Annotated in this window: 21 protein-coding genes; 16 read left to right on the top strand and 5 right to left on the bottom strand. The window is 66.0% G+C overall.

The genetic code is table 11. The features are described from left to right. From IG196_RS28300 to IG196_RS28270, 7 genes are all read left to right on the top strand, one after another. Positions 1 to 876 (top strand): branched-chain amino acid ABC transporter permease, encoded by an 876-nt coding sequence (locus tag IG196_RS28300; RefSeq protein WP_099793559.1) that lies wholly within the window; start codon positions 1 to 3, stop codon positions 874 to 876. Between the two features lie 7 nt (positions 877 to 883). Beyond that, entirely contained in the window at positions 884 to 1,960 is a 1,077-nt protein-coding gene (locus tag IG196_RS28295; protein ID WP_192193934.1) for a branched-chain amino acid ABC transporter permease, read from the top strand. Next, complete coding sequence (locus IG196_RS28290; RefSeq protein ID WP_192193933.1) at positions 1,957 to 2,775, top strand: ABC transporter ATP-binding protein; 819 nt, start codon at positions 1,957 to 1,959, stop codon at positions 2,773 to 2,775. Before IG196_RS28295 ends, IG196_RS28290 begins: the two co-directional genes overlap by 4 nt. 268 nt (positions 2,776 to 3,043) lie before the next feature. Beyond that, the gene (locus IG196_RS28285; protein ID WP_153281762.1) at positions 3,044 to 3,817 is read left to right on the top strand and encodes an ABC transporter ATP-binding protein; all 774 of its coding nucleotides are present in this window, start codon (positions 3,044 to 3,046) and stop codon (positions 3,815 to 3,817) included. 8 nt (positions 3,818 to 3,825) lie between these two features. Then, a complete protein-coding gene (locus IG196_RS28280) occupies positions 3,826 to 5,682 on the top strand; it encodes an AMP-dependent synthetase/ligase (RefSeq protein WP_192193932.1) in 1,857 nt (618 codons plus the stop codon). 32 nt (positions 5,683 to 5,714) lie between these two features. After that, positions 5,715 to 6,878, top strand: a complete 1,164-nt coding sequence (locus IG196_RS28275) for an ABC transporter substrate-binding protein (protein ID WP_099793552.1) — start codon at positions 5,715 to 5,717, stop codon at positions 6,876 to 6,878. Between the two features lie 73 nt (positions 6,879 to 6,951). Continuing rightward, entirely contained in the window at positions 6,952 to 7,413 is a 462-nt protein-coding gene (locus IG196_RS28270) for an EVE domain-containing protein (RefSeq protein ID WP_192193931.1), read from the top strand. Between the two features lie 6 nt (positions 7,414 to 7,419). Here the strand turns inward: IG196_RS28270 and IG196_RS28265 are convergent, their stop codons facing one another. After that, on the bottom strand, positions 7,420 to 8,073 hold the full coding sequence (locus tag IG196_RS28265; protein ID WP_099793548.1) for a MarC family protein: 654 nt from the start codon (positions 8,071 to 8,073) through the stop codon (positions 7,420 to 7,422). A 3-nt stretch (positions 8,074 to 8,076) separates the two neighbouring features. Continuing rightward, on the bottom strand, positions 8,077 to 8,823 hold the full coding sequence (locus tag IG196_RS28260; RefSeq protein WP_192193930.1) for an SDR family oxidoreductase: 747 nt from the start codon (positions 8,821 to 8,823) through the stop codon (positions 8,077 to 8,079). Positions 8,824 to 8,962: 139 nt separating this feature from the next. On the opposite strand from IG196_RS28260, the gene IG196_RS28255 reads away from it, so the two are divergent. The 3 genes from IG196_RS28255 to IG196_RS28245 all read left to right on the top strand — a co-directional run bounded on the left by IG196_RS28255 (position 8,963) and on the right by IG196_RS28245 (position 11,675). After that, entirely contained in the window at positions 8,963 to 9,562 is a 600-nt protein-coding gene (locus IG196_RS28255) for a 2-hydroxychromene-2-carboxylate isomerase (RefSeq protein ID WP_099793545.1), read from the top strand. Between the two features lie 53 nt (positions 9,563 to 9,615). Further along, positions 9,616 to 10,299 (top strand): dienelactone hydrolase family protein, encoded by a 684-nt coding sequence (locus tag IG196_RS28250; RefSeq protein WP_070061880.1) that lies wholly within the window; start codon positions 9,616 to 9,618, stop codon positions 10,297 to 10,299. Positions 10,300 to 10,407: 108 nt separating this feature from the next. Beyond that, positions 10,408 to 11,675, top strand: a protein-coding gene (locus IG196_RS28245; RefSeq protein ID WP_225616833.1) for an IS3 family transposase whose coding sequence is annotated in 2 segments (ribosomal slippage) — positions 10,408 to 10,764 and positions 10,767 to 11,675 — 1,266 coding nt in all. Because the reading frame shifts where the segments join, the coding sequence is not laid out codon by codon here. 28 nt (positions 11,676 to 11,703) lie between these two features. On the opposite strand, the gene IG196_RS28240 is transcribed toward IG196_RS28245, so the two are convergent. Continuing rightward, on the bottom strand, positions 11,704 to 12,594 hold the full coding sequence (locus IG196_RS28240; RefSeq protein WP_101491335.1) for a LysR family transcriptional regulator: 891 nt from the start codon (positions 12,592 to 12,594) through the stop codon (positions 11,704 to 11,706). A 287-nt stretch (positions 12,595 to 12,881) separates the two neighbouring features. Between IG196_RS28240 and IG196_RS28235 the strand changes: the two genes are divergently transcribed. After that, entirely contained in the window at positions 12,882 to 13,250 is a 369-nt protein-coding gene (locus IG196_RS28235; protein ID WP_101491334.1) for a DUF4148 domain-containing protein, read from the top strand. Positions 13,251 to 13,353: 103 nt separating this feature from the next. Here IG196_RS28235 and IG196_RS28230 read toward each other — a convergent pair whose 3' ends face one another. Together IG196_RS28230 and hemB are read right to left on the bottom strand one after the other, a co-directional pair. After that, the gene (locus IG196_RS28230) at positions 13,354 to 14,499 is read right to left on the bottom strand and encodes a magnesium transporter CorA family protein (RefSeq protein ID WP_192193929.1); all 1,146 of its coding nucleotides are present in this window, start codon (positions 14,497 to 14,499) and stop codon (positions 13,354 to 13,356) included. A 72-nt stretch (positions 14,500 to 14,571) separates the two neighbouring features. After that, a complete protein-coding gene (gene hemB, locus IG196_RS28225) occupies positions 14,572 to 15,561 on the bottom strand; it encodes a porphobilinogen synthase (protein ID WP_192193928.1) in 990 nt (329 codons plus the stop codon). 364 nt (positions 15,562 to 15,925) lie between these two features. Here hemB and IG196_RS28220 point away from each other — a divergent pair, with 364 nt between their 5' ends. The 5 genes from IG196_RS28220 (at position 15,926) to IG196_RS28200 (ending at position 19,774) form a co-directional block, all read left to right on the top strand. After that, a complete protein-coding gene (locus tag IG196_RS28220) occupies positions 15,926 to 16,354 on the top strand; it encodes a CopD family protein (protein ID WP_099793534.1) in 429 nt (142 codons plus the stop codon). A 19-nt stretch (positions 16,355 to 16,373) separates the two neighbouring features. Then, on the top strand, positions 16,374 to 17,486 hold the full coding sequence (locus IG196_RS28215; protein WP_192193927.1) for a VanZ family protein: 1,113 nt from the start codon (positions 16,374 to 16,376) through the stop codon (positions 17,484 to 17,486). Positions 17,487 to 17,507: 21 nt separating this feature from the next. Further along, positions 17,508 to 17,861 (top strand): (2Fe-2S) ferredoxin domain-containing protein, encoded by a 354-nt coding sequence (locus tag IG196_RS28210; protein WP_095950244.1) that lies wholly within the window; start codon positions 17,508 to 17,510, stop codon positions 17,859 to 17,861. Between the two features lie 70 nt (positions 17,862 to 17,931). Then, positions 17,932 to 18,564, top strand: coding sequence for an alpha/beta hydrolase (locus IG196_RS28205; RefSeq protein WP_101491891.1), 633 nt, complete (start codon positions 17,932 to 17,934; stop codon positions 18,562 to 18,564). Positions 18,565 to 18,604: 40 nt separating this feature from the next. Next, the gene (locus IG196_RS28200) at positions 18,605 to 19,774 is read left to right on the top strand and encodes a D-alanyl-D-alanine carboxypeptidase family protein (protein ID WP_153281773.1); all 1,170 of its coding nucleotides are present in this window, start codon (positions 18,605 to 18,607) and stop codon (positions 19,772 to 19,774) included. The last annotated feature ends 82 nt before the right edge of the window (positions 19,775 to 19,856 follow it).

Genomic DNA, 19,856 nt, shown 5'->3' with positions numbered 1-19,856 from the left:
ATGCAGATCCTCCAACTCTTGCTGTCGGGCATCGCACAAGGCTGCATCTACGGCCTCATCGCGCTCGGCTTCGTGCTGATCTACAAGGCCACCGAAACGGTGAGCTTCGCGCAGGGCGACCTGATGATGCTCGGCGCGTTCGGCGCCTTCGCGGGCATGTCGCTGTTCGGCATGCCGTTCTGGCTCGCGGCGCTGCTGGCCGTGGTGGCCATGGCGGCCTTCGGCGTGCTGCTCGAACTGGTGGTGATCCGCCCGATCCTCGGGCAGCCGCAGTTCTCCATCGTGATGCTGACCATCGGCATCGCGTATGTGGCGCGCGGCCTCATCACCATGGTGCCGGGCATCGGCACCGACACCCACACGCTGGCCGTGCCCTACAAGGACCAGATCTGGAAGCTCGGCGAGCTGGTGGTGAACCTCGAGCAGCTCGTGATCATCATTGCCACCGCGATCCTGTGCGGGCTGCTGTTCGCGATGTTTCGCTACAGCAAGCTGGGCATCGCGATGCAGGCCTCGTCGCAGAACCAGCTCGCGGCCTACTACATGGGCATTCCGGTGAAGCGGCTCAACGGGCTGGTGTGGGGGCTCGCCGCGGCCGTGGCGGCCATTGCCGGCCTGCTGCTCGCGCCCATCACCTTCGTGCACGCCAACATGGGCTTCATCGGGCTCAAGGCTTTTCCGGCGGCGGTGGTGGGCGGCTTCGGCAGCCTGCCGGGCGCGATCGTCGGCGGGCTGGTGATCGGCATCGTCGAGTCGTTCGCGGGTTTCTACCTGCCCGACGGTTTCAAGGACACGGCGCCGTACATCGTGGTGCTGTTGATGCTCACGATCAAGCCCAACGGTCTGTTCGGCGAAAAGCTGCGCAAGAAGGTCTGAACATCCCATGCGCTTCATCTTCAAAACCAGCTACGACCAGGACATCCGCCTTGCGCGGCACGGCGGCCATGTGCTCTGGTACAGCCTGCTCGTGGCCTTCCTGCTCGTCGCGCCGTGGGTCATCGACGAGTACTGGCTCGCGCAGCTGACCTTCGTGCTCATCTACGGCATCGTCGGCCTGGGGTTGATGCTGCTGGCGGGCTTCACGGGGCAGTTCTCCATCGGGCATGCGGCGTTTCTCGGAACGGGCGCGTACACGCAGGGCGTGCTGACCAACATGGGCGTGCCGTTCCCGCTTGCGCTGCTTGCGTCGGCCGCGCTGTCGGCGGCGGTGGGCGTGGTGGTGGCATTGCCGGCGCTGCGCGTGAAGGGCATCTACCTGGGCATCGCGACGCTGTCGTTCGGCTTCATCGTCGAGGAAGTGTTCGCGCGCTGGGAAAGCGTGACGGGCGGCAATGCGGGCCTGCACGTGAAGGCGCCGCAGCTCTTCGGCTGGTCGCTGGGCTCGGGCGAAGGCTTCTACTTTCTGTGCCTGGTGGTCGCGGTGATCTCCACGCTGGGCATCCTGAACCTGCTGCGTTCGCCGACCGGGCGCGCCTTCGTGGCGATCCGCGATTCGGAGATTTCGGCGCAGAGCATGGGCATCCACCTGGCGCGCTACAAGACGATGTCGTTCGCGATCTCGGCCGCGCTCGCGGGGCTCGGCGGCGCGCTGTACGCGCACAAGCTGAGCTTCATCTCGCCGGACCAGTTCAACATCCTGCAGTCGATCGACCTGCTGCTGATGGTGGTGATCGGCGGGCTGGGCTCGGTGCACGGCGCATTCCTCGGCGCGATCTTCCTCATCGCGATGCCGCAGTTGATCTCGATGGGCAAGGATTGGCTGCCGGCGGTCGTCGGCCAGGCACCCGGCCTGCAGGGGCTGGTGTATGGCCTGGTGCTGATCGCCTTCGTGCTGTTCGAGCCGCTCGGCCTTTATGGGCGTTGGCTCAAGATCCGCACCTGGCTGCAGCTCTTCCCGTTCTACCGCAAGGGTTTGTTCAAGCGGCAGAAGTCGTTCACCAAATCGGACCGACTGAGATGAGCAACGACATTCTTCTGTCGGCCAAGGACCTGAGCGTGCGCTTCGGCGGCGTGCTCGCGGTCAACAAGGTGAGCTTCGACGTGCGGCGCGGCGAGGTGTTCACGCTCATCGGCCCGAACGGCGCCGGCAAGACGACGGTGTTCAACCTCATCAGCCGCATCTACACGCCGACCACCGGCGAGATCACCTGGCATGGCGAGGCGGGTGGGCCGATCGCGCTCACGCAGCAGGCACCGCACGCCATTGCTGCGCTGGGCATTGCGCGCACGTTCCAGAACATCGAGCTGTTCGAGCATGCGACCGTGCTGCACAACCTGCTGATCGGGCGCCACACGCACCGGCAGACGGGCTTCTGGAGCGAAGTGTTCTTCACGCCGGCCACGCGCCGCGCCGAGATCGCGGCGCGCGAGAAGGCGGAGCAGGTGATCGACCTGCTCGACCTGCAGCACTACCGCGACTCGATGGTGGCGGGGTTGCCCTATGGCGTGCGCAAGGTGGTGGAGCTGGCGCGCGCGCTGTGCACCGAGCCCAAGCTGCTGCTGCTCGACGAGCCTTCTTCGGGGCTCAATGTCGAAGAGACGGCGGACATGGCCTTCTGGATTCAGGACATCCAGCATGAGCTGGGTGTGTCGGTGCTGATGGTCGAGCACGACATGTCGCTCGTTTCCAAGGTGTCGGATCGCGTGTTGGCGATGAACCAGGGGGAGGTGCTGGCTACGGGGTCTCCTCGGGAGGTGCAGGCTGATTCGCGTGTCATCGAGGCCTATCTTGGGACTGTGGATGACGTGAGCAGCCTTCGGAGGGTTGTGGCATGAGCGCTTTGTTCGCTACCCCTTTGGAGGCGCCCGGTGCGCGGCACGGCGCGGTCGCCCCCACTGTGCCGGCCGCTTCGCGGCTCCCCTGCGGTGCTCGCGTTTCGCGGGGTCTCGCAGAACTCGCTTCGCTCAAACAGCTGCGAGCCCTGATCCGCGAAACGCTGTGCGCCTCGGCGGCACAGAGGGGGCGCCCACGCCGCACCGCACACCGGGCTTCGTGGTGGCGTGATGGCTCTGCATGTTCCGCCTTGAATCAGGGAGCAGCGGCATGAGCGACGTCGTGCTTCAACTGCTCAACGTGGAAAGCGCCTACGGCCCGATCAAGGCCATCCGCGGCGTGAGCCTGAAGGTGCGCAAGGGCGAGATTGCGACGGTGCTGGGCTCCAACGGCGCGGGCAAGACGACGATCCTCAAGACCATCTCCGGGATCATCGATCCGCGCAAGGGCAGCATCGAGTTCCAAGGCCACGACATCACGGCGAAAGACCCGGCCTTCATCGTGCAGCAGGGGCTGAGCCACGTGCCCGAAGGGCGCGAGGTGTTCCCGCTGCTCTCGGTGAAGGACAACCTGCTGATGGGCGCCTACACGCGCAAGGACCGCGATGGCGTGGCGCGGGACATCGAGACGGTCTTCACCTACTTCCCGATCCTGCGTGAGCGTGCCACGCAGGACGCCGGCCTGCTCTCGGGCGGGCAGCAGCAGATGCTGGCCATCTCGCGCGCCATCATGGCGGCGCCGCACCTCATCCTGCTCGATGAACCCAGCCTCGGCCTGAGCCCCAAGCTCACGAAGGAAATCTTCGAGATCGTGGTGCGCATCAACCGCGAGCGCGGCACCACCATCCTGCTGGTGGAGCAGAACGCCAACATGGCGCTCAACGCGGCCGATCACGGCTATGTGCTGGAGAACGGACGCATCGTGATGGAAGACTCGTGCGAACGCCTGCGCGAGAAGGACGACATCAAGGAGTTCTACCTCGGTGTCAAGGACGACGGCGTGCGCGGCGAGCGGCGCTGGAAAAAGAAGAAGACCTGGAGGTAGCCGTCGCCATGCAAGGACTCTGGGATCTTCGAACCATCGAACCCGGCCACGACATCCTCGTGCCCGGCGACACGCTCTCGGCCATGTTCTGGAACGCCGTGCGCCAGCGCGGCGACAACATCTGGATGCGGCAGAAGGAGCTGGGCATCTGGCGCGCCTGGAGCTGGCGCCAGACCGCCGAGGCCGTGCGCGAGATCGCGGCCGGCCTGCAGGCCATCGGCTTCACGCGCGGCGAGTGCGCGTCCATTCTTTCGAACACCGTCATCGAGTGGGTGCTGGCCGACCTGGCCGTGCTGAGCTGCGGTGGTGTCTCCAACGGCATCTACCCGACCGACGCCGCCTCGCAAGTCGAGTACCTGTGCGAAGACTCGCGCACCACCGTGCTCTTCGTGGAAGACGACGAGCAGCTCGACAAGGCGCTCGAGGTGCGCACCCGCCTGCCCGGCCTGCGCCGCGTGGTCGTGTTCGACATGGAAGGCCTGCGCGAGCTCGACGACCCGGCGGTGATGAGTTTGGATGCGCTGCGCGCCCTCGGCCGCACGCACCTGGCGGGCGACCCGCAGGCAGTGGAGCGCAGCGTGGCCGCCTGCCGGCCCGAAGACCTGGCCATCCTGGTCTATACCTCGGGCACCACCGGCAAGCCCAAGGGCGCCATGCACAGCCACGCGGGGCTGGTGTACACCGCGCGCGGCTACAACACGCTCATCGCACAGGACGAGAAAGACGAGCGCATGTGCTTCCTGCCGCTGTGCCACATCGCCGAGCGCATGGGCGGCGAGTACTTCGCGATGTACACCGGCTCGATCCTCAACTTCGTCGAGAACCCCGAGACGGTGCCCGAGAACGTGCGCGAGATCGCGCCGACGGTGTTCACGGGCGTGCCGCGCGTGTGGGAGAAGTTTTATTCGGGCGTGATGATCGCGCTGAAAGAGGCCAGCCCGCTGCAGCAGGCGGCCTACAAGTGGAGCATCGGCGTGGGCGAAACCATCGCCAACAAGGTGCTCGCGGGCCAAGAGATCGGCACGGGGCTGCGCCTCAAGTTCCGGCTGGCGCGGCTGCTGGCGCTGGACAACGCGCGCAAGCTCATCGGCATTCACCGCGCGCGCTTTCTCGTGACCGGCGCGGCGCCCATTTCACCCGAGCTGGTCAAGTGGTACCTCGCGCTGGGCGTGCCCATGCTCGAGGTGTGGGGCATGACGGAGTCGTGCGGCGCTTCCACCGCCGTGCCCGTCACCCGCATCAAGCCCGGCTCCATCGGCCCGGCCACCGGCTACAACGAGGTGCGCATCGATCCGGCCACCAGCGAGATCCTGGTGCGCGGCCCCAACGTCTTCATGGGCTATTTGAATCTGCCGGAGAAGACCGCCGAAACCATCGACGCCGACGGCTGGCTGCACACGGGCGACGTGGGCGTGATGGACGAGGACGGGTATTTCCGTATCACCGACCGGATGAAAGACATCATCATCACGGCAGGCGGCAAGAACGTGACCCCGAGCGAGCTGGAGAACGAACTCAAGTTCAGCCTCTACATCACCGATGCCGTGGTGATCGGCGACAAGAGACCCTACCTCACGGTGATCGTCATGATCGACCAGGAGAACGTCGAAAAGTTTGCGCAGGACCACGACGTGCCGTTCAGCAACTACGAGAGCCTGACGCGCACGCAGGAAGTGCAGGACCTGATCCAGGGCGAGATCGATCGCGTCAACGCCAAGTTCGCGCGCGTCGAGCAGATCAAGAAGTTCTTCCTGCTCGAGACGCAACTGAGCGCCGAGGACGAGGAGCTCACGCCGACGATGAAGCTCAAGCGCAAGCTGGTGCAGACCAAGTACGCGCAGCGCATCGACGCCATGTACCGCTGACCTCTTTTTTGCCAACCCGAGGAGACAACGCTATGACGAAGCTCAAGACATTGACGACGCTGGCTGTGCTGGGCCTGATCGCGACGCTCGCGTCGGCGCAGCAGGGCGTGACGAAGGACGAGATCCGCATCGGCACCATCCAGGACCTGTCGGGTCCGCTGGCGGGTTTCGGCAAGCAGGCGCGCAACGGCATGCAGCTGCGCGTGGACGAGCTCAACGAGCAGGGCACGCTGAACGGCCGCAAGCTCAAGCTCTTCGTCGAAGACTCGGGCTACGACCCGAAGAAGGCCGTGCTGGCAGCGCAGAAGCTGGTCAACCAGGAAAAGATCTTCATCATGGCCGGCCACATCGGCACGGCGCAGAACATGGCGGCGATGCCGGTGCAGTTCGACAAGAACGTCGTCAACTACATGCCCATCACGGCGGCGCGCGAGATGTACGAGCCGCTGAACCGGCTGAAGTACTCGTTCGCGGCCACCTACTACGACCAGATCCGCCTGGCGCTGCCCAAGATGATCAAGGACAAGGGCGCCAAGAAGGTCTGCACGATCTACCAGGACGACGAGTTCGGCCTCGAGGTGCAGCGCGGCGCCGAGGCCGGCCTGAAGGCCTCGGGCATGGAGCTGGCCGAGAAGACCTCGTTCAAGCGCGGCGCCACCGACTTCAGCTCGCAGGTCGCGAAGATGAAGGCCGCCAACTGCGACCTCGTGGTGCTCGGCACCATCATCCGCGAGACCATCGGCACCGTGGGCGAGTCCCGCAAGACCGGCTTCAACCCGACCTTCCTGGGTTCGAGCGCGGCCTACACCGACCTGATCCACAAGCTCGGCGGCAAGGCCATGGACGGCGTGTACGCCACCATGACGGTGCAGAACCCCTACACCGACGAGCAGTCGCAGCCGCTGCGCTTCTGGGCCAACAAGTACAAGACCAAGTTCAACGAAGACCCGACCGTGTTCTCGGTGTACGGCTACGTGATCATCGATTCGTTCATCAAGGCCGCGACCAAGGCCGGCCCGAACCTGACGACCGACAGCTTCATCAAGGCGATGGACGGCATCACCTTCGAGCCCGACATGTTCGGCAGCCCGAAGAGCACCTACACCGCCACCAAGCGCCTGGGCAATGACCAGTCGCGGCTGTCGCAGATCAAGGACGGCAAGTGGGTGGTGGTATCTGACTACGTGACACCGTAAGCCAGCGCCGCTCCGGCACCGTGCCGGGGCGAGCGGCTATATTCCGCGAAATCCCCTTCGCGAGACTGCCGCCATGCCCCAGTACTGGTTGATGAAATCCGAGCCCGACGAGGTCTCGATCGACGATGCCCTCGCCGCGCCCGGTGCCACCGTGGCGTGGACCGGCGTGCGCAACTACCAGGCACGCAACTTCATGCGCGACGCCATGTTGGTCGGTGATGGCGTGCTGTTCTATCACTCGAGCTGCCCCGAGCCCGGCATTGCCGGCATCGCGCGCGTGGCCTCGGGCATCCAACCCGATCCGACGCAGTTCGACCCCACGTCGCCGTACTACGACGCCGGTGCGAAGCCGGAAGATCCGCGCTGGCTGCTGGTCGACGTGCAGGCGCTGCGCAAGACGCGGCTGCTGTCGCTGCCCGAGCTGCGCGCCAAGCCCGAGCTGGCCGACCTGGTCGTGCTGCGCAAGGGCAACCGGCTGTCGATCACGCCGGTGGAGCCGGCGCACTGGAAGGTCATCGAAAAGATGCTGGCCTGAACCTGCTCAGGCGACTTTCGACAGGATCGGGAACAGCTTGCCGAGCCCGTCGGCCATCACCTCGACCGCGAGCGCCGCGAGGATCAGGCCCATCAGCCGCGTCATGATGTTGATGCCGGTCTTGCCGAGCACCCGCGCGATCGGCTGCGCGAGCGAAAACGCCAGCGCGGTCGCCAGCGCCACCACCACGCCGTAGCCGACCAGCAGCCCCAGCTCCCACAGGTGCTGCGTCTTGTCGGCGTAGATCACCACGGTGGAAATCGCGGCCGGGCCGGTGAGCAGCGGGATGGTGAGCGGCACCACCGCGATGGAAGCGCCCATCGACGCCTTCACTTCGGTGGCGCGCAACTCATCGACGTTGGTCTTGCTCTCGGCCGGTTGCGCGTTGAGCATCGAGATCGAGCTCATGAGCAGCAGCAGCCCGCCGCCGACCTGGAAGCTCGCAATCGAGATGCCGAAGAAGGACAGCAGCTGCAGCCCGATGAGCGCGCTGACGGCAATGACTACGAAGGCACTGAAGGCCGACATGCGCACCGTGCGCTTGCGCTGGGCGTCGGAGTAGTCCTGCGTGTAGTGGATGAAGAAGGGCACGATGGCCAGCGGGTTGACGATGGCCACCAGCGTGACCAGCGGCTTGATGAGGTCCATGGAAGTGCTCATGGCTCAGCGTCCCCCGGTCACGTCGAGCAGGGCCATGGTGGTGTAGCTGGCCTCGGGCGAGAGCAGCCACAGGACGGCACCGGCAATTTCTTCGGCGGTGCCGCTGCGCTTCATCGGCACGCCGGGGCCCATCTCGGCGGCGCGGCCAGGCTGGCCTCCGGAGGCGTGGATCTCGGTGTCGATCACGCCGGGGCGCACCGCGTTCACGCGGATGCCTTCGTCGGCCACTTCCTTGGCCAGGCCGATGGTGAAGGTGTCGATCGCGGCCTTGCTGGCCGCGTAGTCGACGTACTGGCCGGGCGAGCCGATGCGCGCGGCGCCGCTGGAGATGTTGACGATGGCGCCGCCCGCGCCGCCGTACTTGGTGCTCATGCGCTTCACGGCTTCGCGCGCGCAGACGAAACTGCCGATCACGTTGACGCGGAACATGCGCTCCAGCCGCGCCACGCTCATCTCGTCGACGCGCGCCTGCACGTCGACCACGCCGGCGTTGTTCACGAGCGCGGTGAGGCGGCCGAGCTTGGCGTCGATCTTCGCGAACATCGCGAGCACCTGGGCCTCGTCGCCCACGTCGGCCTGCACCGCCATGGCGGTGCCGCCGCCCGCGCGGATGGTGCGCACCACCTCGTCGGCGGCCAGCGAGTTGCTGGCGTAGTTCACGGCCACGGCGTAGCCGCGCTTCGCGGCGAGCAAGGCCGTGGCGGCGCCAATGCCGCGCCCACCGCCGGTGATCAAGAGCACCTGGTCCAAATCCCACCTCCTGCAGAGAAACTGTGTGTCAGTTAAAACCGTTCGCTTGGATTACATCATCGAGGGCCAGCGCATGAGCGTGAGCGCCGCGCCGCCCCAAGCCAGCTCGCACCGCGGTGCGAAGCACGGAGGTTATTGAATGCACAAGACGATCGACTATTACTTTGCGCCACAGAGCCCGTGGACCTATCTGGGGCATACCCGCTTTGCCGCCATCGCAGCGGCCGCCGGCGCCACGGTGCGCGTGCGACCCATCGACATGGGCAGCGTGTTCCCCGTGTCGGGCGGGCTGCCGCTGGGCAAGCGCGCGCCGCAGCGCCAGGCCTACCGGCTGCTCGAGCTGGCGCGCTTCTCCCAGCACCTGGGCCTGCCGCTGAACCCGAAGCCGAAGTTCTTCCCGGTGGCCGGCGACGACGCGGCGCGGCTGATCATCGCGGTCGACATGCACGATGGCACCGAGGCCGCGATGCGCATCAGCGCGGCGGTGTTCGCGGCCGTGTGGGTGCAGGAGCGAAACATCGGCGACCCGAACCTGCTCGAAGCCCTGGTCGCGGAGTGCGGCCTGCCGGCCAAGCGCGCCGAGCAATCGCAGAGCCAGGCGGTGCAGGAGCGTTACGAGGCTTACACGCAGGAAGCGATCGACATCCAGGTGTTCGGTGCGCCGAGCTACGTGATCGACGGCGAGATCTTCTGGGGCCAGGACCGCCTCGATTTCGTCGAGCGGGCGTTGCGCGCGTAACAACGCGCGCAAGCCCACCCGTTTTTTCATTCCATCGTTTTCAGGAGGACCCCATGGGCCAATTCATCGATCTCACCGCCAAGGATGGCTTCACTTTTCCCGCCTACGTGGCCGAGCCCGCGGGCACGCCGCGCGGTGCCGTGGTGGTGGTGCCGGAAATCTTCGGCGTGAACTCGCACATCCGCTCGGTGGCCGACGGTTATGCGGCCGACGGCTACCTGGCCGTGGCGCCGTCGACCTTCCACCGCGTCAAGCCCGGCGTTGAGCTGGGCTACAGCGACGACGACATGAAGACCGGTTTCGGCTACAAGACGGCGGTCGAGGCGCTGCCCGCGCCCGGCGTGCTGCAGGACCTCGAAGCCGCAATTGCCTACGCCTCGAAGGCGGGCAAGGTCGGCATCGTCGGCTACTGCTGGGGCGGCCTGCTGGTCTGGCGCGCAGCGGCCCTGCTGCCGGGCCTGGCCGCTGCCGCGCCGTACTACGGCGGTGGCATGACGACGCCCGAAGAAAGCGCGCGCCAGCCGAAGGTGCCGGTGCTCGCGCAATTCGGCAACCGCGACCACTGGATTCCGCTGGACACCATCGAGGCCTTCAAGAAGGCGCACCCCGAGGTGGAAGTGCATGTCTACGAAGCCGACCACGGTTTCAACTGCGACCAGCGCGGCTCGTACAACGCCGAAGCGGCAAAGCCGGCGCGTGAACGCGTGCTGGCGTTCTTTGCCAAGCACGTCGGCTGATCCGACCGCCACGCTCCAAGAAAAAGCCCGGCAGTGCCGGGCTTTTTCATTGCTTCTGACCCGTCCTGATCTGGGTTGACACCTTTTCCCTCAAGAAAAGGCAAGTCAATGGAATTAGGCATCAAACGCACGCAGCGGGACTACACGCTGGCTTTTAAGCTGTCGGTGGTCGATCAGGTAGAAAAAGGCGAGCTCACGTACAAGCAGGCTCAGGCGCGCTACGGCATCCAGGGCCGCTCGACGGTGCTGGTGTGGCTGCGCAAGCATGGCCGCCAGAGCTGGGGTTGGGCATCATCTGGGCTGCCCATGCCAGTACCGACCAAGAAACCCTCCCTTGCACCCGCACCGCTGACTCCCGAGCAGAAGATCAAGGCCCTCGAAGTCCAGCTTCGCGATGCCAACGAGAAGGCTCAGCTGTTCGAAGCGGTGATCAACGTCCTGAAGAAGGACTATGGGGTGCGCATCGTAAAAAAGCCTTCGGGCAAGTCCTCTCGCAAAAGCTCCTCCCAGGGCTGAGCGTGGCGAGGGCTTGCCGCCATTGGGGCGTCAGCCGCCAGGCCTACTACCAGCAGTTGCAGCATCAGCAGCAGCGCTGTGCACGCGCTGACACCGTGATCGAGCTCGTTCGAGAGGTGCGCCTGCGCCAGCCCCGGTTGGGCGCGCGTAAGTTGCACCATCTGCTCAAGCAGCCGCTGCAGCAGGCCGGCGCGGGTCTGGGGCGCGATGCGCTGCTGGACGTGCTGCGCCAGGCTCGCCTGCTGGTGGTACCCAGGCGGGCGTACCACAAGACCACCGACAGCCATCACCGCTTCCGACGCCATCCCAACCTGCTCAAAGAGGGGCCGCATCAGGTGCGAGCGACTGCCTGCGAGCAGGTGTGGGTGGCCGACATCACCTACTTGCCGACCGACCAAGGGTTCGTCTATCTCAGCCTGGTGACTGACGCGTGGTCGCGCAAGATCGTGGGCCATCACGTGCACGACAGCTTGCACACCCAACAAGTCAGCCAGGCACTGAAGCAGGCGCTCAAGGGACGCCAGACGCGGCAAATGCTGGTGCATCACTCGGACAGAGGCATCCAGTACTGCTCGAACGACTACCAGGAGATCCACCGGCGCCATGGCATCGCTTGCTCGATGACCGATGGCTACGACTGCTATCAGAACGCGCTGGCCGAGCGCATCAACGGAATCCTGAAGATAGAGTTCCTGCTGCATCGGCCCGCCGACCTGGCGCAGGCCGCCCGGATGGTTCGCCAGTCGGTGCAGATCTACAACCAGGAGAGACCGCACCTGTCCCTAGAATTGAAAACGCCCGATGAGGTTCATCGGGCGTCTATTGCCGGCTTCAGCACGCCGGCTATGTGTCCCTCGTAGGTGTCAACCTATCGCAGGACGGGTCATTCTATTTCTTGGCGCCGACCCGGGTCTGCAGGAAGTCGAGCAGCGCGCGCAGCGCCGCGCTGTTGTGGCGCCGTTGCAGGTAGGCGGCCGACAGCCACATGTCCTTGCGCGCATAGCCTTCGAGCACCGGCACCAGCTCGCCGCTGTCGATGTGCGACTGCACGAGCAGCGAGGGCAGGTAGATCACGCCGAAGCCGCGCATCGCGACGCGGATCAGCGGCGCGCCTTCGGTGCAGTCCATGCGGCTCTTGACCTGCACGTCCAGCGGCTGGCCGTTGTCATCGAAACGCCACACGGGCTGCGTGCCCAGCAGCGAATGGGTCAGCGCGTCGTGGTTGGCGAGGTCTTGGGGGTGCGCGGGCTTGCCGTGCTTCTTCCAGTAGACCGGCGAGGCGCAGACCACCATGGGGATGAGCCGCAGCTTGCGCACGATGAGGTTGGCGTCTTCCACCGGGCCGCTGCGGATGTCGACGTCGATGCCTTCTTCGGCGAGGTCGACGGTGCGGTTGGTCAGCTGCAGGCTGATGCTCACGTCGGGGTAGTGGCGCATGAAGTCGGCCAGCAGGTCGGGAAACTCGCCGTTGCCCATGCCGTGCGGGGCCGAGATGCGCAGCCGGCCGCCCGGCTGGCTGGCGCGCTCCTGCAGTTCGGCCTGGGTGAGCTCGATCATTTCGAGCATCGGCGTGCTGCGTTCGAGCAGCAGCTGGCCGGCGTCGGTGAGGCTCACGGAACGCGTGGAGCGGTTGAGCAGGCGCACGCCGAAACGGGTTTCGAGTTCGGCGACGTATTTGCTGACCGTGGCCTTCGACATGTCGAGCCGCTTGGCGGCCTGGGAGAAGCTGCCGTGCGAGGCAACTTCCCGGAAGGTTTTGATCAGATCGAGACTGTCCATGTCAGTGAAACCCGTTGTTTTTCGCGAGGGAGCGCGGTGCGCCGATTTTCAGGGGGTTTTGCCGAGCAGGTCCGGCGCGCGCTCTTGGTGTACGCCGGAAGCAGTCAAGCGGTGAATACCCGGCTTTTTGCGTGCACAACTTTGTTGACTGATTGTTTCGCTACAGGAAACACCGTGTCTCTGAACCGAGTGTTTTCCCGAAGGAATTCCGGCTGACACTCGCCGCACAGGCGAGCCAACGTGCAAGCCTGGTGGACATCCCATCTAGCCGAACACAAGGAACAGACATGAAGACCTCGCACATTTTCGCAGCCGCCGCCCTGACCCTCCTGGCCGCCACCGGCGTCCAAGCCGAGACGTACCAAGGCGTGACCCAAGTGATCTCGTCCAAGAGCCGCGACGAAGTCAACGCCGAAGCCCAGCGCACCGCCGCAGCCCCGAACCAGAACGTCGTGCGCGGTTCGCGCGGCGCGGAAACCGTGGCCGTGTCGAAGGACCGTTCGATCGTCGAAGCCGAAGCCATCCGCACCGCGTACGCTCCGGACCAGAACGTGACCTCGGGCTCGCGCGTCAACAGCAAGGTCGTCTCGACCATGGTGAACCCGATGGACGCACGCGTTCAAGCCCAGCAAGGTTCGGGCGCCGTCGCCAAGTAATTGGCCATGAAGCCAGCCGCCTTCCGGGGCGGCCCGTGCTGACACAAGAAAGCCACGCAATCGCGTGGCTTTTTTCATGGGCGCCCGGAAGCGGGGAGGGCGCTCAGCGCGTGCGCGCGAGGTAGCGCTTGCGCCAGAAGACCACGACCAGAACCACCGCGATGACCAGCATGGCCGACATCGCGATCCAGAAGCCGTCGGCCTTGTGCACGAGCGGAATGAACTCGAAGTTCATGCCGAAGATGCCCGCGATCAGGTTCAGCGGCAGGAAGATGGCGGTGAGCGCGGTCAGCACCCGCATGATGTCGTTGGCCCGGTGGCCCTGGACGCTGAAGTGCATCTGCACGGCGGTCTCGGCGTTCTGCTCGAGCCGGTGCACGTGGTGCACCACGCGCTGGATGTGTTCCAGCACGTCGCGGCTGCGCACCATGATCAGTTCGCGCTCGCGCTGCGCCACCTCACCTTGCGGCGTGGGCAGGGTTTCGAGCGAGTCGATCCAGTCCTGCATGGCGGCGCGCTGGTCTTCGCAGATCTCGTCCAGGCGGTGCAGCGACTGGCGCGCCTCCATCAGGGCACTCCAGTTGGTGAAGCGGCTGCGCGGGTCGATGAGCTCGGTCTGCCAGTGGTCGAGCTGCTTCGTGAGCTCGCGCCGCATGTCGAGGTAGCCGTCGACGATCAGGTTGACGATGCGCAGCATCAGGTCGGCCGGGCTGGTCGGCAGGCGTGCCGAGGTGGCGCGCACGTCGAGCGCGGGCGTGCCGCGGTCGTCGGACGAGGCCGCCGCCAGCAGCCGGGCGGCGAAGGCGTCGCGCACGGTGCCGTCTTCGGGGTGGACCGAGAGCAGCACGCGGTCGAACACCGCGAAGCCGACCGGGCGGGTGTCGATGCGGCGCAGCACCGGCGGGCCGCCGCGCGACGGGCGTTGCGGCACCGACGGCTCGCTGGTGTTTTTGGTTTCAGCGCCGTTGCCCGTGGCCAGGCGGCGGAACACCAGCACGTCGTACTTCGAGGTGTAGTCGTAGTGCGAGGGCAGCTGGTCATTGAGCAGGTCGGCCACGTGCAGGTCGACCAGCTGGGTCTGGCACAGCGTCTGCAGGATCTGCTGCACCTCGGGCTGCGCGGCACGGAATTCGTCGCGCGTCAGCGAAATCCAGAGGTAGCTGGCGGCGCTGCAGGCGCCCGGCACGGCCAGTGGCGCCAGCGAGGCGTGCTCGCTGACCTGCGAGCGGCTGATTTCGAAGATGCGCATGGACACTCGCCCCTGGTGATGCTTCTTCCACGTCGGAAGTGCCGTGGAGGTGCGGCAGGCTTGCCGCAGTAGCTATTGTTTTTGTAGCAACCGGGCGGCGTCAAGCGCGAAGTACGTCAGCACGCCATCGGCCCCCGCGCGCTTGAAGGCCAGCAGGCTTTCGAGCACCACGGCGTCGTGGTCGAGCCAGCCGTTCTGGGCGGCGGCCTTCAGCATGGCGTACTCGCCGCTCACCTGGTAGGCGAAGGTCGGCACGTGGAACTCGTCCTTCACGCGGCGCACGATGTCCAGATAGGGCATGCCGGGCTTCACCATGACCATGTCGGCGCCTTCGGCGATGTCGATGGCGACCTCGCGCAGGGCCTCGTCGCTGTTGCCGGGGTCCATCTGGTAGACCTTCTTGTTGCTCTTGCCGAGCGTGGCGGACGAGCCGACGGCGTCGCGGAAGGGGCCGTAGAAGGCGCTGGCGTACTTGGCGCTGTAGGCCATGATGCGCGTGTGCACGTCGCCGCGGGCTTCGAGCGCGGTGCGGATCGCGCCGATGCGGCCGTCCATCATGTCGCTCGGGGCCACAATATCGACGCCGGCTTGCGATTGTGTGAGTGCCTGCTTCACCAATACTTCAACGGTGGCATCGTTGAGGATGTAGCCGGTGTCGTCGAGCAGGCCGTCCTGGCCGTGGCTGGTGTAGGGGTCGAGCGCCACGTCGGTCATGATGCCCAGCTCGGGGAAGCGCGCCTTCAGTGCAGCCACCACGCGGGGAATCAGCCCGTCGGGGTTGAAGGCCTCGTCGCCCGCGGGCGTCTTGAGGCTGGCGTCGATCACCGGGAACAGCGCCATCACCGGGATGCCGGCCTTCACGCACTGCTCGGCCACGGGCAGCAGAAGATCGAGGCTCAGGCGCTCCACGCCGGGCATCGAGGCCACGGCGTCGCGGCGCTTCTCGCCTTCCTGAACGAACACCGGGTAGATCAGGTCGTTCGTCGTCAGCGCATGCTCGCGCACCAGGTTGCGGGTGAAGGCGTCGCGGCGCAGTCGGCGCGGGCGGCTGGCGGGGAACATGGCGAGCGGGGAAAATGATGACGTCATATATCTAAAATTGTGCCTGAAGCCTCAGACGGCGCCTCAGGAGGGTGAGAAGCAAGTTGTCTGACAACTACGGAAATTAATAGAACTTAAGTTCTAGATTTTTGTTGTAAAAGTCAAAGAAACTGCCTCAATCGCTTGAAACCTTGTTTCGTCTTTGTTAAATTCTGAAGCGGGCGGCTTGCCGCTCCCCGCTTTTCCTCCCTGAGCGGGTGCCTTGATGTGTGACAGCAAAAGGGCTTCCCAGCCCGACGTGAAGACGTCGGGCTTTTTTTTTGCCCGAAACCTTGGCAAAGAGCCCCAAAAGGGGTCAGTGTGCAGCCACCACTAAACTGCCGCCATGCTCTGGGTCAAATCTCTTCACATTGTTTTCATTGCCAGCTGGTTTGCCGGACTGTTCTATCTGCCGCGGATCTTCGTCAACCTGGCGATGGTGCCGCCCGAGTCGGTCGCGGAGCGCGAACGCCTGCTGCTGATGGCGCGCAAGCTGCTGCGATTCACGACCTTCCTGGCGGTGCCGGCGCTGGTGTTCGGCGCCTGGCTCTGGCTGGGCTACGGCATCGGCCGCGGTCCGGGCAACGGCTGGATGCACGCCAAGCTGGCGTTGGTGCTGGTGGCCATCGGCTACCACCACGGCTGCGGCGTGCTGCTGCGCCGCTTCATGGCCGGCGGCAACCGCCGCAGCGACCGCTGGTACCGCTGGTTCAACGAGCTGCCCGTGCTGCTGCTGCTGGGCATCGTGATCCTGGTGGTGGTGAAACCTTTCTGATGCCGTGTCGACGGTAGACATGCCGCACAAGTCTGCCGCGCTCCCCCTGGCGCTGGCCTATGCGGCGCTGATCGTCTATGCCAGCCTGTACCCCTTCGCCGACTGGCGTGACCAGGGGATCGCGCCCTGGGCGTATCTCTCGGCGCCCTGGCCCAAGTACTGGACGGGCTTCGACTTCGGGGTGAACGTGGCGGGCTACGTGCCCTTCGGTTTTCTGTGTGCGCTGAGCGTGCTGCGCACGGGCAGCAGTCACAGTGTGTGGCGTGCGCTGCTGCGCGCCACGGTGGCGGGCGCGGCGATCGCCTTTGCCATGGAGACGCTGCAAAGCTACCTGCCGGCGCGCATTCCTTCCAACGTCGACCTGGGGCTGAACACCGCCGGGACGGTGCTCGGCGCCGTGCTGGCCGCGGCGCTGGAGCGGCTCGGTGCGGTCGCGCACTGGGGTCGCGCGCGCTCGCAGTGGTTCGTCGAAGACGCGCGCGGCGGGCTCGTGCTGCTGGCGCTATGGCCCTTTGCCCTGCTGTTCCCCGCGGCCGTCACCTTCGGCCTCGGGCAGGTGTTCGAGCGGCTGGAGACGACGATTTCCGAGTGGTTGCTCGACACGCCCTTCATCGACTGGCTGCCCGTGCGCCAGTTCGAGCTGGAGCCGCTGGTGCCGGCCGTGGAGCTGCTGTGCGTGATGCTCGGGGCGCTGGTGCCGTGCCTGCTGGGCTACCTGGTGGCGCGCAACGTGGTGCAGCGCGCGGTGCTGCTGCCGCTGATCCTGCTCGCAGGCGTCGCGGCTTCGGCCTTGTCGGCGGCCATGAGCTACGGCCCCGAGCACGCGTGGGCGTGGCTCGATCTGCCGGTGCAGGTCGGGCTGGCCGCGGCGGTGTTCGCGGGCGTGCTGCTGCTGTTCGCGCCGCGCCGCTTGTGCGGGGCGCTGCTGCTCATGGGGCTCGTGCTCCAGTTGAGCCTGCTGAACCAGGCGCCCGAGAGCGCCTACTTTGCGCAGACCCTCGCCACCTGGGAGCAGGGCCGCTTCATCCGTTTCCACGGCCTGGCCCAGTGGCTGGGCTGGGGCTGGCCCTTTGCGGTGCTGGTCTATGTGCTGGCCGCGCTCTCGCGGCGCCGCCGGCCAGCGTCGCCCTGAGCACGCTCATAAAATCGATCGATGCCCAGCACCACTCCCGCCGCACCGTCCGGCTACTACGGCCGCCACATCTTCTTCTGCCTGAACGAACGCAAGAACGGCGAAGACTCCTGCGCCCTGCACAACGCGCAGGAAGGCTTCGACCGCTGCAAGGCCAAGGTGAAGGAGCAGGGGCTCGCCGGGCCCGGCAAGGTGCGCGTCAACAAGGCCGGTTGCCTCGACCGCTGCGCGGGCGGGCCCGTCGCCGTGGTCTACCCGGAGGCCGTCTGGTACACCTTCGTGGACGCCGAGGACATCGATGAGATCGTCGAGTCGCATCTGAAGAACGGCCAGGTCGTCGAGCGGCTGGTGTTGCCACCCGACGTCGGCCGCTGAACTTTCCTGCGGACCCCGTGCTCGTACCGTGCACGTTGCCGGCATCGCCGGCCCAGCCAACCCCAGCGCCATGAACTCCCAGACCGAAAAAATCAGCCTCCAGGGCGCCGCGGGCGTGATCGAGGTGCAGCGCGACTTGCCTTCGGGCGAAGCGCGCGGCATCGCGGTGATCGCCCATCCGCACCCGCTGTTCGGCGGCACGATGGACAACAAGGTCGTCCAGACCCTGGCGCGTGCCTTTGTGTCCTGCGGATGGACGGCCGTGCGCTTCAACTTCCGCGGCGTCGGTGCCAGCGAAGGCGCTCACGATGAAGGGCGTGGCGAGCTCGAGGACATGCTGCATGTCGTCGGCCAGCTCGCACCCGAGGGCCAGCTGGCGATTGCCGGCTTTTCCTTCGGCGCCTTCGTGGCCAGCTGCGCGGCCGAGAAGCTCTGGGCCGCACGCGACGTGCGGCAACTGGTGCTGGTGGGCACGGCCGCCTCGCGCTTCTCGGTGGCCACGCTGCCGGCCGACGCGCACGAGCGCGCGCTGGTGGTCCATGGCGAAGCCGACGACACCGTGCCTCTCGCCGCCGTGATGGACTGGGCGCGCCCCCAGTCACTCCCTGTCACGGTAATTCCTGGGGGCGGCCATTTCTTTCACGGACAATTGCCGCTGCTCAAAAGCCTGGTCGCCCGCCATCTGCGCGCGGGCACCGAATGAAAGCCTTGCAGGCTTGTCCTCGTCTCTTCTTATCTTCCCCATGAATCGTTTTTTCACTGCGCTTCGCGCACTGGTGCTGACCGCTGCTGCCTCGGTTGGCGTGATCGCCGCCGCCCAGATGCCGGCCCCACCTGAAATCGCCGCGCGCAGCTACCTGCTGCTCGACGTGACCGCGAACCAGATCCTGGCGCAGAAGGACATCGACAGCCCCATCGAGCCGGCCTCGCTCACCAAGCTGATGACCGCGTACGTCGCGTTCGATGCGCTGCGCGCCAAGAAGATCACGCTGACCCAGACCCTGCCGGTGAGCCCGCGCGCCTGGAAGATGCCCGGCTCGCGCATGTTCATCGACCCCAAGATGCAGGTGCCGGTGGAAGACCTCATCAAGGGCGTGATCGTGCAGTCGGGCAACGACGCCACGGTGGCGCTGGCTGAAGGCGTGGGCGGCACGGTGGAGCATTTCGTCGAGATGATGAACGCCCAGGCCAAGGTGCTGGGCATGAAGAACACCACCTACAAGAACCCCGAAGGCCTCACGGCGCCCGGCCACACCACCACGGCGCGCGACCTGAGCATCCTGGCCACGCGCCTGGTGCGCGACTTCCCTGAAGAAGCCAAGTACTACGCGATCAAGAAGTACCGCTACCCGGGCACGCCGTCGACCAACGACACCAACCGCAACCTGCTGCTGTTCCGCGACCCGACCGTCGACGGCCTGAAGACTGGCCACACCGACGCCGCGGGCTACTGCATGATCGCCACCGCCAAGCGCGACTTTCCGAACCTGACCGGCGGCCGTCGCCTGCTGTCGATCGTGCTGGGCGCCAGCAGCGAGGCCGTGCGCGCCAACGAGTCGCAGAAGCTGCTGAACTGGGGCTACACGGCCTACGACGCCGTGCGCCTGTTCGAAGCCGGCCAGCCCGCCGCCACGCCCGCCGTCTGGAAGGGCAAGGCCAACGTGCTGAAGCTGGGTCGCCCCGAAGCCATCGTGGTCGCGGTACCGACCGGTTCCGCCAGCAAGATCAAGACGCAGGTGTCGCGCCCCGACCCGCTGGTCGCGCCGTTCACCAAGTACCAGGCCGTCGGCTCGCTCAAGGTCACGCTGGACGACCAGCCCCTGGCCGACGTGCCGCTGGTGGCCCTGGAACCGGTCGAGCAGGCCGGCGTCTTCGGCCGCGCCTGGGACGCTGTGCGTCTCTGGATCAAGTAAGAGGCGGGAAAAAGAGGCCTTGAAACGGGTGGTGGCGGGCGCTTCAGGCGCCTGACATTGCCATTTCAGACCTGCCTGCTAT

Origin of the sequence: Variovorax sp. 38R (assembly GCF_014843395.1) — a bacterium.
In the GTDB taxonomy this organism is placed as follows: Bacteria; Pseudomonadota; Gammaproteobacteria; order Burkholderiales; family Burkholderiaceae_C; genus Variovorax; species Variovorax paradoxus_H.
This window is presented reverse-complemented; position numbering and strand designations above follow the sequence as displayed.